Below are 12,993 nucleotides of genomic sequence, written 5' to 3'. Positions count from 1 at the left end.
GCCGTTCGGCCGGGCAGGGATCAGGCGCCGACGACGCCGGAGGCCGCGATCTCGACCTTCGCCTTCGGGGTACCGGACTGCGAACCCAGGGACTCGATCCGGTCGACGAGGTCCGAGCCCTCCACGACCTCGCCGAAGACGACGTGCTTGCCGTCCAGCCACGGGGTGACGACGGTGGTGATGAAGAACTGCGAGCCGTTGGTGTTACGGCCGGCGTTCGCCATCGACAGCAGGTACGGGCGGTCGTGCTTCAGGTCGAAGTTCTCGTCCGCGAACTTCTCGCCGTAGATGCTCTTGCCACCGGTGCCGTTGTGGTTGGTGAAGTCACCGCCCTGGAGCATGAACTGCGGGATGACGCGGTGGAAGCCGGAGCCCGCGTAGCCGTAGCCGTTCTGGCCGGTGGCCAGCTCGCGGAAGTTGCGAGCGGTCTTCGGGACCACTTCGTCGAAGAGGCTGAAGACGATACGGCCGGCGGGGGCGCCGTCGATGGTGATGTCAAAGTAAACGTTGCTCATGAGTCCCATCCTGTCACTTCCGGCGGGGACCGAAGGCAGGCGGGGTTCCGGTGGCGTCCCGGACCACCCGCCGGGCGGCACCGGCCGGGGGTGCGGTTCGGCGGGCGCGGGGAGGCCCGGACACCGTGCTGTCACGGGGAGCCCGGCCCGCCGGGAGAGCCGCAGGGTGGCGACGGCCTCGTACGGCGAGCGTGCAATGCGGGTCGCTTCCTTTGCTCCACACGCGTGACGGAACGGGTGACGCACCGCGTGATGGACCGGGCGACCGGCACGGCGACGACACGCTCCCGTGCGCTCCCTGGCGAATGCGCCCGGCAACCCCACGGACGGCTGCGCGCATGGTAACTACGCAGTGAAAGACGGCCCGACGAGGGACGGGACATCAGGTGATCCGGGTAGTGGTGGTTGACGACGAGGCGCTGATCCGTACGGGATTCCGGCGCATCCTCGACACGGCGGACGACATCGAGGTCGTCGCGGCGGTGCCCGGCGGCCGGGCCGTGCACACGGTGCGGGAGCTCCGGCCCGAGGTCGTCCTGCTGGACATACGGATGCCGGACGTGGACGGACTGACCGTCCTGGCCGACCTACGACGGCTGCAGGGGGCTCCGGTGGTGGCGATGCTGACCACGTTCGACGCCGACGAGTACGTGGCGACAGCCCTGCGCTCGGGCGCGTCGGGCTTCCTGCTCAAAGACACCGATCCGGAGCAACTCCCGCACCTCATCCGCACCTTGGCCGAGGGCGGCACCGTACTTTCGTCGCAGGTCACCCGGAAGGTGGTGGCCGGCTATCTCGACGCGGACCCGCAGGGCCCTGCCACGCGGGCCGTCGCCCGGCTGACCGAGCGTGAACGTGCCGTACTGGTCCTCATGGCCGACGGGCTCGCCAACATCGACATCGGCGAGCGGATGCATCTCAGCGCGGGCACCGTGAAGGGTTATGTCAGCACCATCTTCACCAAGTTGGAGGTGGGCAGCCGGGTCCAGGCCGTGCTGTTCGCGGAGCGGGCGGGTCTGCTCAGGCTGCCGCAGGACGGGGTGGGCTCTTGACGCCGCCCCGCCGTACGTCCGGCCCGCCGTGGCCCGCCCCGTTGCAGGCCGTGCTGGTGGACACCGTCCTGGTGGCGGTCTCCCTGCTGGACATGTGGGCCAACGTCGACCCCGACGACCGGGCCTCCCTGGCCTGCGGACTGCTCGGCGCCCTCTGCCTGCCGCTGCGCCGTCGCCTGCCGCTGACCACCTTCGTGCTGACGCTGCCGACCGCCACGGTCACCGACGCGGCGCTCGCCGCGCTCATCGCGCTCTACACGCTCTCCTCCCTGAACCGGCACCGTCTCCTGCTCGCCGTGTGCGCCACGGTGTTCGCCGTCGCCGACTTCGTCCCGTGGCCATGGCCGTCGGTGTCGATCGACGAACTCTCCGACACCTACAGCCTGATCCATCTCAGCTACACCCTGGCGACCGCCGTCGCGCCCGTCTTCCTCGGCCAGCTCGTGCAGGCCCGGCGCGAACTGACGCTGCGGCTCGCGGAGATATCCGAGGCACGTGAACACGAACGGCTGCTGATCACGCAGAGCGTGCTGGCGAAGGAGCGCGCCCAGCTCGCCCGCGAGATGCACGACGTGGTGGCCCACCAGGTCAGCCTGATCGCCGTGCAGGCCGGAGCGCTCCAGGTCGGCAGCCGGGACGCCGAGGCCAGGGAGGCGGCGGTCACGATCCGGCGGCTGAGCGTGCAGACGCTGGAGGAGCTGCGGCACATGGTCAGCGTGCTGCGCGCCTCGGGCAGCCGCCCCACCGAGCTGACCCCGCAGCCCTCCCTCGCGGACCTGGAGCGGCTCGTCGACAGCAGTGGTATCGAGGCCGAGCTGAGCACCGACCTGCCCGGCGATCTCCCCCCGCCCGTCCAGCGCGGTGTCTACCGCACCGTGCAGGAGGCGCTGACCAACGTACGCAAACACGCCCCCGGCGCGAGCGCCACGATCCGTATCCACCACCAGGACGGCCGTCTCCACGCGACCATCACCAACACCCCCGCCACCCGGCCCGCCCTCCCCCTGCCCAGCGCCCACCACGGCCTGGTCGGCCTGCGGCAACGCGCCGAACTCCTCGGCGGCACCATCACCTCGGCGCCCACGACAGCCGGCGGATACGAACTCCGCCTGGACATCCCCTTCGACCACACACCCTGACCCGTCCGGCACACCCGACCGCGCAAGACCCGAAGGACCGACCGCCCCTCCCGCGACCGGCCGAGGACAGGGCGTACGCCTGTGCGAGCATCGCGGCATGAATGATCTCCGCTTCCGGCTCGCCGACGACGCCGACATCGCCGATCTCGTACGGCTGCGCGACGACGCCGCCCGCTGGATGCTGGCCCGAGGCGTCACGGGCCAGTGGCGCCCCGGCGAGCTGGGCGGGGATCATTTCCGCCGCATCCTGGAGAGCGCGGAGATCTGGCTCGCGGAGGCTGCCGACCGGGTGGTCGGGGCCTGGGAGCTGTGGTGGGAGGACGAGGACGCCTGGGGACCCCGGCCGCCGACCGCCGGCTATGTGCACCGGCTGATGGTGGACCACGCCGCCGTCCCGCCCGGAACCGGGCGCCGTCTTCTGCGCGTTGCGGAGCGCCGCGTGGCCGAGGCGGGGCGGCCGCTGGCACGCCTGGACTGCCTGGCCGGCAACGAACGTCTGACCGCGTACTACCTCGACGCCGGCTACCGGGTCGTCGGACGCAAGGAGGGCAAGCCGCAACCGGGTGGCGCGCCCAAGTCGTTCACGCTCCTCGAGAAGGCGGTACGGGACGGCGGGGATGCGGCCCACGTGAGCGTGGAGGCCGTCGGCCGCGCGGACCGGCCAGTCGGGGAGGAAACCCCGTAACAAAGTTCCCCGACAAATCTCTTCAGAAGACAGAAATGAAGAGTCATCAGTGGATCAATTGCTGGCGGTCTTGATGTGTCCGGCAATCGGGCGCCGGGACTTTCCTAGGGTTCCCCGCGAGAGCAACCCCTGCTCCGTACCTCGAAGAGGAGATCCTGTGACCAATGTGGAAGTGTCCCTCAAGACCCTGATGACGGAGGTCGAGGGCTCGCTGGGTGCCGCCGTCGTCGACTACTCCAGCGGTATGGCACTCGGCTCCCTCGGCGGGGGCAAGGACTTGGACCTGAACGTGGCGGCGGCCGGCAACACGGACGTGATCCGGGCCAAGGTGCGCACCATGGACGAACTCGGGATCCAGAGTCGTATCGAGGACCTTCTGATCACCCTCGACACCCAGTACCACCTGATCCGCCCGGTGATGGGACGCGGCGGCAACGGCCTGTTCATCTACCTCGTCCTCGACAAGAGCCGGGCGAATCTGGCCATGGCCCGTCATCAGCTCAAACGCACCGAGAGCAATCTCGAGGTCTGAGCCTTCCGGACTTTCATTTGACCTAGACTTGAAAAGTTCTTCAAGTCGCGAATTACGCATTCGACGAACTGTCGTGATCACGTGGTCGCGGCCGGGAAGGATGCATGCAGCGGACCGGGTGCGGCAGCTCGCCGCACCCGGCCAGACCCCCCTTCCGAGCAGGAGCGACGCCCGTGCAGGTGCCCCTCTACCAAGCAAAGGCAGAGTTCTTCCGCATGCTCGGGCACCCCGTGCGCATCCGCGTACTCGAACTGCTCCAGAACGGTCCGGTCCCGGTCCGTGACCTGCTGGCCGACATCGACATCGAGCCCTCCAACCTGTCCCAACAGCTGGGCGTACTGCGCCGCTCCGGCATCGTCGTGTCCATCCGCGAGGGCTCCACGGTCAGTTACGCACTCGCCGGCGGTGACGTCGCGGACCTGCTGCGCGCCGCGCGCCGCATCCTGACGGAACTCCTCGCGGGCCAGAGCGCGCTCCTCGCCGAACTGCGCGACACCGGGCAGCCGAGCGAATCGTCCGCGCCCTCGGCCCGCTGAGGGGCTGCGGCCCCCGAGACGATCCGGCCGCCGCCGCCCTACACAGCTCGGGCAGCGACGGCCGGTCGAACTACCGCTTCATGTCGGACAGTTCACTCGGAAGGTACGGCCTCGGCGGTGACGTCGCCCGCGTACACCAGGGCGGTGCGGTGGTTGTACTGGATGGTGTACATGGACTTGCCGCCCAGCACGACGGTGCCGCTGGACTTGAAGTAGTCGTCGGTGCGAGCGGCGGGCGCGGTGGCGACGTAGGCCTGGCCGGCCGGGATGGTGTACATGCTCAGCGGGGCCTGGGTGGAGGGTGACAGACCCGCCGGGTACTCGGCGGCGTCGGGGTAGCTGGAGCCGTAGACCTTCACCGGCGGGTCGGTCGGGGCCTGGCCGCTCCTGACGACGGTCACGCCGACGGCGGGGACGGTGTTCACCCCGCCCGGGTTGTGGAACCAGACCTTGCTGCCGCTGTACCAGATCGCGGTCCAGTCGCCGTCCTGGCCCGCGACGACGAACTGCTGACCGGCCTGGGCGGTGCTGCCCCAGTCGTTGATCCGGTCGGTGCCGGCCGCGCCGCCGGGGTGGATCGCCTGGTCGCCGAAGAGCGGAGCCGTGTCACTGGGCCCGGTGCGCAGATAGAGGGAGTTGGACGGCTGCTCCACGTACGTGCACGTGGTGGTGGCGCCGGTCGGGTCGTCGGCGGGGCAGATCTGGACCTGCTGCTGGTTGTCGGCGAAGCCGGGGGCGATGGTCACCACCGAGCCGACGTCGCCGACTCCGTGCTCGCCGGTGATCGGGGCGCCGACCAGGGACATGAAGTGCTCCCAGTCCCAGGACGGGCCCGGGTCCCAGTGCATGCCGGACACGGTTGCCGACGTGGGGCCGACGATGTTGTCGTGGCCGATGATGTGCTGCCGGTCCAGCGGGATGCCGAACCGTTCCGCCAGGTACTTCACCAGGTCCGCGGTCGCCTCGTACTGCGCCTCGGTGTACCAGGTCGCGCCGTGCGCGGCGTACCCCTCGTGCTCGATGCCGATGGAGTGCATGTTCGTGGAGTAGTTGCCCGCGTGGAAGGCGAGGTCCTTCGTGGGGACCATCTGCGTCACCGCACCGTCCGAGGACCGCATCACATAGTGCGCGGCGCTTCCGCCGGGGGTCTGGAAGGTGCTGATGGCCGACGCGTAGGAGGACTCGGTGTCGTGGATGACGATCGAGTCGATCCTGATCCCGTTGGCGGGCCGGTTGGAGACCTGGCCGTTGGCCGCCGCGGCCGCCACGAAGGTGCAGTCCACCGTGCTGGGGCATTCGGTGTCGGCCGTCGCCGCCGCCGTCAGGTTCAGCCGGGACAGCTGACCCGTCGCCGGGCTGACCTGCGGGTCGGCCGCCAGCGTCACGCGCCGGCCGTCCGCGGCGGTGCGTGCGACGCCGTGCTTGAGGGTGGCGAAGACACGGTCGGCGAACGCCCTCGCTCCCTGCTGCCGGGTCGACTGGCTGTACCGCGCCACGGCCGCGTACCAGTGATCGGGATCGGCCGAGGCCTGCCCGCCGGCCGCCTTCTGGTACGACGCCAGCAGCGCGGCGCCGCCACGGATGTTCGCCGCCGCGTCGGTGCGCAGTCGCTGCTCCGGGAGCCCGGTCAGCCGTGCCGCCGCCCTCAGTGTGTGCAGCGCCGGATCCGCGGCCATCGTCGTGAGGTCCGCCCGGCCGGCCGCACCCGCGTCCCCGCCGGCCAGCATCGCTGCCGTCACGTCCGTCAGGTGCATCGGACCGTACCCGCCGTCCGCGCTGTGGCCGCCGGCGTGTGCGTCCCACGCCGACTCCTGGTAGGCAACGGCCAGCAGGACCCGTTCCGGCACACCGAACTCGGCCGCCGCGGCCGCGAAGTCTCCCTGCCGTACTGCCGCGTTCGAGGTCTTCTCCCCCGTCGCCTGCGCCGCCGCCGGTACTGCGACGGTGCCGGCCACGGCCAGCACGGCCGCAGCCAGCACGAGCGGACGGCGCCGGGCGCCGGCGCGTCGCCGCATTCTTGCCTCTGTGGTCATCAACGATCCCCGATTCTCAGCCGAACAGGCACCAGCTCTCCCGCGGTGCCGGTGGTCATGGCCCAGTCCGCTGCGCAGGCGTGCCGAGCCATCACGCGAGATGCCCTGCCGCCCGTCGGCAGCGGAATGCGACCGACATCCGCCCGAACTCGGCCCAGGGGCCTGGTTCTTCGCGGCGCCAGCTCACAGTGTCCCTCAAGATGATCACCGATTGCGCCTCAACTGAGTTGCCTTTACGCCGAGTTGGCATGAACACACGGCAGCGGGCGGCGGTTCGTCCGGTATGCGGCACGGGACCGGCTCCTCGACGCCACCGCGCGGATGCCGGGCCCGGCGGGTGCCCGACCGCCCCGCCGGACGCGGACCCGGACGCAGACCCGGACCCGGCCCTCACCACCCCGCCCGACCCGGCCCCGGGTGCCGCCCGGCCCGTTGCGCCCCGGCCGCCGGAAAGGCCCGTTCGACGCAGGTGCACATCGTGTCACCTGCGCGGATGGATACCCTCGACAGCACGATGAACAACACTCCGATCCCCCTGGGGCCGAAGGCCGACAAGGCGACCGTCCGCCGGCACAACCTCAGCCTGGTGCTGCGGGCCGTGCACGACGCGGGCGACGCCACCCGGGCCGCCGTCGCCACCCGCGTCGGGCTGACCCGGGCCGCGGTGTCCTCCCTGGTCGAGCAGTTGCTGGAGAACGGCTTCCTGACCGAATGGGGCAAGACCAGCAGCGGCCAGGCGGGACGCCCCGGCACCGTGCTGAAGGTGGCGCGCACCGGCCCGGCCGGGCTCGGGGTGGAGATCAACGTCGACTATGTCGCCGTCTGCGTGGTGGACCTCGCCGGCACCGACCGGGTCCGGCTGGTCGAGCACGTCGACAACCGCGGGGTGGCGCCCTCGGAGGTGCTCGCGCGCGCCGCCCAGCTGGCCGCGCGTGCCCTGGCGTCGGCCGCCGAGCAGGATCTGACGCCGGCCGGCGCCCATGTCGTGGTACCGGGCCTGGTCACCGGCGGCACCGTCCGGCAGGCCCCCAACCTCGGCTGGACCAGGGTCGCCGTCGAGGGGCTGTTCGCCCAGTCGCTGTCCGCCCTCGTTCCTGCCCGCCGCCCGCTGCCGGTCAGTTCCGACAACGAAGCCAACGCCGCGGCCCTGGCCGAGCTCTGGTACGGCGCCGGTACCGAGGGCGTGCGCAGCTTCCTGTATCTGACCGGTGAGATCGGTATCGGCGGAGCGCTGGTCGTCGGCGGCGAGCTGCTGCGCGGGGCGCACGGTTTCGCCGGGGAGATCGGGCACATGGTGGTCGATCCCGACGGCCCGCTGTGTCCGTGCGGAGCCCACGGCTGTCTGGAGCAGTACGCCGGGCAGGCAGCGCTGCTGGCCGCCGCCGGCATCGAGACCACGGCCGGGGTGCTGGGCGTCGCCGAACTCCAGCGGCGGGTGCGCCGCGGTGACCCGGACGCTCTCGCCGCCGTCGAACGCGCCGGACGGCAGCTGGGCTGCGTGGTCTCCGGAGCGGTCAATCTCTTCGACCCGGACGCGGTGATGCTCGGCGGGTTCTACCGGGCGCTCATCCGCTGGCTGGCGCCCGCGGTGGAGCGGGAGCTGGCTCTGCGGGTGATCTCGGGGCTGTGGGCCAAGGACAGCGGCCGGTTGCGGGCCGCCTCCCCGCTGGGCGACGCGGCCAGGGGCGCGGCCGGGGTGATCGTGCAGGAGGTGCTCGCCGACCCGGCGGCCTTCGCCGACCGCAACGACGGCTGAGCACGCCCTCGCGTCGGCCGAAGGCGGCCACGACCGCGGCCCGGCAGGGGCAACGGCAGCTGTGCCGTCACCCCCGCCGGGCCGTGTCCCGTCAGCCGCGCCGGGCGGCGATCAGCGACCGGTACCAGTGGTAGCTGTCCTTCGGGGTGCGCACCTGGGTGTCGTAGTCGACCCGGACGATCCCGAACCGCTTGTCGTAGCCGAAGGCCCACTCGAAGTTGTCCAGCAGCGACCACACGTAATAGCCCTGTACGTCGACACCGGCGTCGATCGCGGCGCGCAGCGCGGTCAGGTGGTCGCGCAGGTAGTCGACCCGGTCGGTGTCGTGCACCGCGCCGTCCTCGCTCACCGTGTCGTGCTCGGCGGAACCGTTCTCGGTGATGTGGATCGGCGGCAGCGCGTCGCCGTACTGCTGCTTCAGCGCCACCAGCAGATCCGTGAAGGTGTCCGGCGCGACCGCCCAGCCCATCGCGGTCTTCCGGACGTCCGGCATCGAGACCTCCTCGTACCGGTTGTCCGTCGCCACCCGCTTGCCCGGGTCGGTCTCGCGCAGCGGGGCGTCGGCGACCACGATCGGCCGGTAGTAGTTGATGCCGAGGAAGTCCAGCGGCTGCGAGATCAGCTCCAGGTCGCCGTCCTGGCGGAAGTCCGCTGCGGTGATCAGCTCTCCGAAGGTCTCCTCCTCGGTCGCCGCGTAGCGGCCGGCCAGGATCGGCTCGGTCCACACCAGGTTGTGCTGGGTGTCCGCGCGGACCACGGCCGCGAGGTCGGCGGCCGAGTCGGTGGCGGGCAGGTTGCGGTCGAGGTTGAGGGTGATCCCGACCTCGCGCACCCCGGCCGACCGCAGCGCCTGCACCGCGAGACCGTGGCCGACCAGCAGATGGTGCACGGCGGCCAACGCGGGAGTGCCCTCCTTGGCGCCCGGTGCGTGCCGGCCGATGGAGTAGCCGAGGAAGGCGCTGCACCACGGCTCGTTGAGGGTGATCCAGCGCGGCACGCGGTCGCCCAGGTGCTCGGCGACCACGGCCGTGTACTCGGCGAACCGCTCGGCCGTCTCGCGCACCCGCCAGCCGCCCCGGTCCTCCAGCGCCTGCGGCAGGTCCCAGTGGTACAGGGTGGCGGCCGGTTCGATGCCGGCTTCCAGGAGTTCGTCCACCAACCGGGAGTAGAAGTCCAGGCCCTTGGGGTTCACCTGGCCGCTGCCTTCGGGCACGATCCGCGGCCAGGCGATCGAGAACCGGTACGAGTCCACGCCCAGCTCGCGCAGCAGCGCCACGTCCTCGGGGTAACGGTGGTAGTGGTCGCAGGCCACGTCACCGGTGTCACCGTTCACGACCAGACCGGGGGTGTGGCTGTAGGTGTCCCAGATGGAGGGACCGCGGCCGTCCTCCCGCGCGGCTCCCTCGATCTGGTAGGAGGCGGTGGCGGCGCCGAACACGAAACCGGACGGGAATCCGGGGAAGCCACTCATCAGTCGATGTCCCTTTCGACGTGTGCGGGGTGTGCGGTGGTCACTTGACGGAACCGCCGGTGATGCCGGCGGCGATGTACTTCTGGGCGAGCACGAGCAGGATCGCGGCGGGGATCGCGGAGAGCACGGAGGCGGCCATGACCGAACCCCAGTCGCCGACGTGCGCGCCGATGTACTGATAGATGCCCAGGGTGACCGGCTTGACGTGGTCGGTGGTGTTCAGGGTGAGTGCGAACATGAAGTCGCTCCACGCGTACAGGAAGGAGAACAGCCCCGCGGTGATCAGCGAGTTGCGGCTCATCGGCAGCACGACCTGGACGAAGGTGCGCAGCCGGCCGGCTCCGTCGACCTCGGCCGCCTCGATGACCTCGCGCGGGATGGCCACCATGAAGGAGCGCATCAGCACGATCGCGAACGGGATGCCCAGCGAGGCGTCGGCAAGCATCAGGCCGAAGTAGGAGTTGACCAGGCCGAGGTCCACATAGGCGCTGTACATCGCGTTGGCGATGACGATGCCGGGCACCATCTGGGTGATCAGGGTGCCGAACACCACCGTCCTGGCGCCGCGCAGGTTGAACTGCGCGAGGCCGTACGCGGCCGGCGCGGAGAACGCCAGGCAGATCACGACGGCGCCGAGCGCCACCGCGAGGGAGGTCAGCAGATGGCCGCCCTGCTCGGTCACGGCCGAGGAGAACCCGGACAGGTCCAGACCGTGCGGGACCGGGTCCACCTCCAGCAGTCCGGACTCGGGCTGCAACGCGGTGTTGATCATCCAGTACAGCGGGAACAGCATCACGGCCAGGACGAGGATGCCGACGGCCGTCGTACCCCAGCGGCGCTTCGGCCTGTTGACGGCCGGGGCCGGGGCGGCGGGAGTGGTGGTCGCCATGCCGGTCACTTCCCCTCGTTGCGGTTGGCCCGCAGGTAGAACACCGCGAACACGGCGGAGATCAGGATCAGGATGTTGCCGACGACGGCACCGGCCCCGAAGTCCAGCTGGACGAAGGAGTTCTGGTACGTCAGCGTGCCCAGGGTCTGGGTGGAGTCGGCGGGGCCGCCGTCGGTGAGCGCCAGCACCAGGTCGAGGATCTTGACCGTGGACATGAAGCCCAGGACGAGCACGACCGTGATGACGGGCTTCAGCAGCGGCAGCGTGACCGAGCGGAAGGTGCGCCAGCCGGAGGCGCCGTCGAGGGCGGCGGCCTCGTAGACCTCGCGCGGGACCTCCTGGAGACCGCCGTAGAGGATCACCATGTTGAACGGGATGCCGATCCAGACGTTCACCAGGATCACGGCGAGCAGCGCCATGTGTGTGCTGGTCAGCCACGGGGTGTGGCCGATGCCGAACAGGCCGAGGAACGAGTTCAGCACACCGGTGTCCTGGTCCAGGATGCGCCGCCAGACGATGCCGGAGACGACCATGGGCACCAGCCACGGCAGCAGGATCAGCGCGCGCAGCACTCCGTTGAGCGGGAACCTGCGGTTGAAGAACACCGCCAGCCCCAGACCGATGCAGAACTGGCCGACCAGCGAGCCGATCGTGAAGACGATCGTCTGCCACAGGGCCTTGCCGAACAGGTCGTCGCCGAAGACGTTGCGCCAGTTGTCCAGGCCGTTGAAGGGGGCCTTGCCGGTGAAGAACGTCGACGGCGTGTAGTGCTGGAAGCTCATCACGACGTTGCGGACGAGCGGGTAGCCGAAGAACAGCAGCATGAACAGCACGGCCGGGGCGACGAAGCCCCACTGCGCGAGGGTGCGGCGCCGGCGGGCGCGGGCCGGGTCGGGAGCGGCGGCGGCCTTCGTGATGTCTTCGGCCGTGGCGGCGGGAGCAACAGCGGTGACGGACATGTGGTTACCTCACTTTCCGCTCTCGACGCGCGACTGCGCGTGCTTCAGGGCCGACTCACTGGACTGGCCGGTCAGCGCCGACTGGAAGGCGCTCTGCAGGGCCAGGGAGATCGACGTCCAGCCGGAGCCGGCCTTGGCGGTGCGCGAGCGTGCCACCGCGACCTGGTCGGCCAGCGAGCTGAGCGAGGGGACCTTCTGGCGCCAGGTGGCGGCGGCCTTCTGGTTGGCCGGGATCATCCAGCTGTTGAGCGCGTAGGTGACTTCCTCCCGCTCGCTGGTCATACAGTTGACGATCTTCGCGGACGTCTTCTCGCGTACGGGGTCGCCGATGTCCGGGATGGTCAGTTCACCGCCGCCCAGCGGGCCCACGGAGTCGTCCCCGGTCTCGGGGACGGGGATCTGCGCGATGCCCCAGTGCAGGTTCTTCTTGGTGTTGAGGGTCTCGACCTGCCACGGCCCGTTGATCATCATGGCGGCGTTGCCGGCCATGAACTGGTCGTTGACGTCGGCCTGGGTCCAGTTGATCGTCGACTTGGACAGCGAGCCGTCGGAGATCAGCGACTTCCAGTAGTCCAGCGCCTCGACGACGTTGCGGCTGTCGAGGGCGGTCTCGTCGCCGCCGTTGGACCACATGAACGGGGTGAACTGGTAGACGCCGTCCTCCGAGCCGCCCGCGCTCAGGGCGACGCCGTACTGGTGGCCCTGGGTGAGCTTCCTGGCCGTCTCGCGCATCTCGGCCCATGTGGTGGGTACCGGGAGACCGGCCTTGTCGAGGATGTCCTTGTTGTAGAAGAGCGCCAGGGTGTTCACCGTGCGCGCGGCGCCGTAGTACGTGCCCTTGTAGGAGCCGTAGTCGATGATGCCCTGGGGTACGTCGGTGGTGTCGACGCCCAGCTTCCTGAGGTCCAGCAGGCCGCCGGTCTCGGCGAAGGTCGGCATCTCGGAGCCGTCGAACTGGATGATGTCCGGCAGCGACTTCGAGGACGCCATCCGCAGCGACTTGGTCATGACCTGGTTGGCCGGGACGGACTGCTGCTCGATGGTGACGCCGAGCTGCTTGCCACAGCGTTCGAGGGTGGCCGCGTCCCAGCTGTGGTACGAGTCGTCCGTCGAGGAGTTCAGGACGGTGTACACGTCGGGGTCGCGGGACTGGCCGCAGCCGGCCAGCGCGACGGTGCCGACGAGCGCGGAGGCGACGGTGAGCGGGACGAGGACGCGCCGGCTGATCCGCCGGCGTCCGGGACGTGCCCCGTTCGAGAGGTGTGCTGTCACGGTGGTGCCCTTGCGTGGGAGGGGTGCCGGCTCCGGCGGACGCCCGTGTCCGGCGGAGTGAGAGGAGCGAGGGGCGGGCCCGGGGCCCTGGACGCGGTTCCGGCGGACCCGCGACCCAGCGGCCTGGCACACACATCGGAAAAGCGACGAGGAT

12 protein-coding genes are annotated in these 12,993 nt (G+C 70.4%); 6 read left to right on the top strand and 6 right to left on the bottom strand.

From position 1 onward, the window contains the following. Positions 1–20 precede the first annotated feature (20 nt). Positions 21–515, bottom strand: coding sequence for a peptidylprolyl isomerase (locus ABT085_RS34835; RefSeq protein WP_351617292.1), 495 nt, complete (start codon positions 513–515; stop codon positions 21–23). Between the two features lie 386 nt (positions 516–901). Here ABT085_RS34835 and ABT085_RS34830 point away from each other — a divergent pair, with 386 nt between their 5' ends. From ABT085_RS34830 to ABT085_RS34810, 5 genes are all read left to right on the top strand, one after another. Continuing rightward, entirely contained in the window at positions 902–1,567 is a 666-nt protein-coding gene (locus ABT085_RS34830; protein ID WP_351617289.1) for a response regulator, read from the top strand. A 92-nt stretch (positions 1,568–1,659) separates the two neighbouring features. Then, the gene (locus ABT085_RS34825; protein WP_351617295.1) at positions 1,660–2,706 is read left to right on the top strand and encodes a sensor histidine kinase; all 1,047 of its coding nucleotides are present in this window, start codon (positions 1,660–1,662) and stop codon (positions 2,704–2,706) included. A gap of 97 nt (positions 2,707–2,803) precedes the next feature. Next, positions 2,804–3,391: a GNAT family N-acetyltransferase gene (locus ABT085_RS34820; RefSeq protein ID WP_351617286.1), complete on the top strand. Its 588-nt coding sequence runs from the start codon at positions 2,804–2,806 to the stop codon at positions 3,389–3,391. 157 nt (positions 3,392–3,548) lie between these two features. After that, complete coding sequence (locus ABT085_RS34815) at positions 3,549–3,923, top strand: roadblock/LC7 domain-containing protein (RefSeq protein ID WP_351617283.1); 375 nt, start codon at positions 3,549–3,551, stop codon at positions 3,921–3,923. A 173-nt stretch (positions 3,924–4,096) separates the two neighbouring features. Next, a complete protein-coding gene (locus tag ABT085_RS34810; RefSeq protein ID WP_351617281.1) occupies positions 4,097–4,459 on the top strand; it encodes an ArsR/SmtB family transcription factor in 363 nt (120 codons plus the stop codon). 92 nt (positions 4,460–4,551) lie between these two features. On the opposite strand, the gene ABT085_RS34805 is transcribed toward ABT085_RS34810, so the two are convergent. Then, positions 4,552–6,474 (bottom strand): N-acetylmuramoyl-L-alanine amidase, encoded by a 1,923-nt coding sequence (locus tag ABT085_RS34805; RefSeq protein ID WP_351617274.1) that lies wholly within the window; start codon positions 6,472–6,474, stop codon positions 4,552–4,554. 532 nt (positions 6,475–7,006) lie between these two features. On the opposite strand from ABT085_RS34805, the gene ABT085_RS34800 reads away from it, so the two are divergent. Then, complete coding sequence (locus tag ABT085_RS34800; RefSeq protein WP_351617271.1) at positions 7,007–8,248, top strand: ROK family protein; 1,242 nt, start codon at positions 7,007–7,009, stop codon at positions 8,246–8,248. A gap of 91 nt (positions 8,249–8,339) precedes the next feature. On the opposite strand, the gene ABT085_RS34795 is transcribed toward ABT085_RS34800, so the two are convergent. Genes ABT085_RS34795 through ABT085_RS34780 form a run of 4 tightly spaced genes read right to left on the bottom strand, consistent with a single transcriptional unit; the run spans position 8,340 to position 12,839 of the window. Then, a complete protein-coding gene (locus tag ABT085_RS34795; RefSeq protein ID WP_351617269.1) occupies positions 8,340–9,719 on the bottom strand; it encodes a GH1 family beta-glucosidase in 1,380 nt (459 codons plus the stop codon). Between the two features lie 40 nt (positions 9,720–9,759). After that, positions 9,760–10,608 (bottom strand): carbohydrate ABC transporter permease, encoded by an 849-nt coding sequence (locus ABT085_RS34790; RefSeq protein ID WP_351617267.1) that lies wholly within the window; start codon positions 10,606–10,608, stop codon positions 9,760–9,762. A 5-nt stretch (positions 10,609–10,613) separates the two neighbouring features. Further along, the gene (locus ABT085_RS34785) at positions 10,614–11,567 is read right to left on the bottom strand and encodes a carbohydrate ABC transporter permease (protein WP_351617264.1); all 954 of its coding nucleotides are present in this window, start codon (positions 11,565–11,567) and stop codon (positions 10,614–10,616) included. Positions 11,568–11,576: 9 nt separating this feature from the next. Then, positions 11,577–12,839 (bottom strand): sugar ABC transporter substrate-binding protein, encoded by a 1,263-nt coding sequence (locus ABT085_RS34780; RefSeq protein ID WP_351617261.1) that lies wholly within the window; start codon positions 12,837–12,839, stop codon positions 11,577–11,579. Between the last annotated feature and the right edge of the window lie 154 nt (positions 12,840–12,993).

The organism is Streptomyces sp. NPDC002265 (assembly GCF_040296125.1).
Classification (GTDB): Bacteria; Actinomycetota; Actinomycetes; order Streptomycetales; family Streptomycetaceae; genus Streptomyces.
The sequence above is the reverse complement of the archived record's forward strand: the minus strand, read 5'-3'. Positions and strand labels throughout refer to the sequence as shown.

Coding starts and splice junctions, on each gene's coding strand:
- ABT085_RS34820 (WP_351617286.1), top strand. CDS start 2,804: ATGAATGATCTCCGCTTCCGGCTCGCCGACGACGCCGACATCGCCGAT.
- ABT085_RS34825 (WP_351617295.1), top strand. CDS start 1,660: ATGTGGGCCAACGTCGACCCCGACGACCGGGCCTCCCTGGCCTGCGGA.
- ABT085_RS34835 (WP_351617292.1), bottom strand. CDS start 515: ATGAGCAACGTTTACTTTGACATCACCATCGACGGCGCCCCCGCCGGC.
- ABT085_RS34800 (WP_351617271.1), top strand. CDS start 7,007: ATGAACAACACTCCGATCCCCCTGGGGCCGAAGGCCGACAAGGCGACC.
- ABT085_RS34790 (WP_351617267.1), bottom strand. CDS start 10,608: ATGGCGACCACCACTCCCGCCGCCCCGGCCCCGGCCGTCAACAGGCCG.
- ABT085_RS34785 (WP_351617264.1), bottom strand. CDS start 11,567: ATGTCCGTCACCGCTGTTGCTCCCGCCGCCACGGCCGAAGACATCACG.
- ABT085_RS34795 (WP_351617269.1), bottom strand. CDS start 9,719: ATGAGTGGCTTCCCCGGATTCCCGTCCGGTTTCGTGTTCGGCGCCGCC.
- ABT085_RS34805 (WP_351617274.1), bottom strand. CDS start 6,474: ATGCGGCGACGCGCCGGCGCCCGGCGCCGTCCGCTCGTGCTGGCTGCG.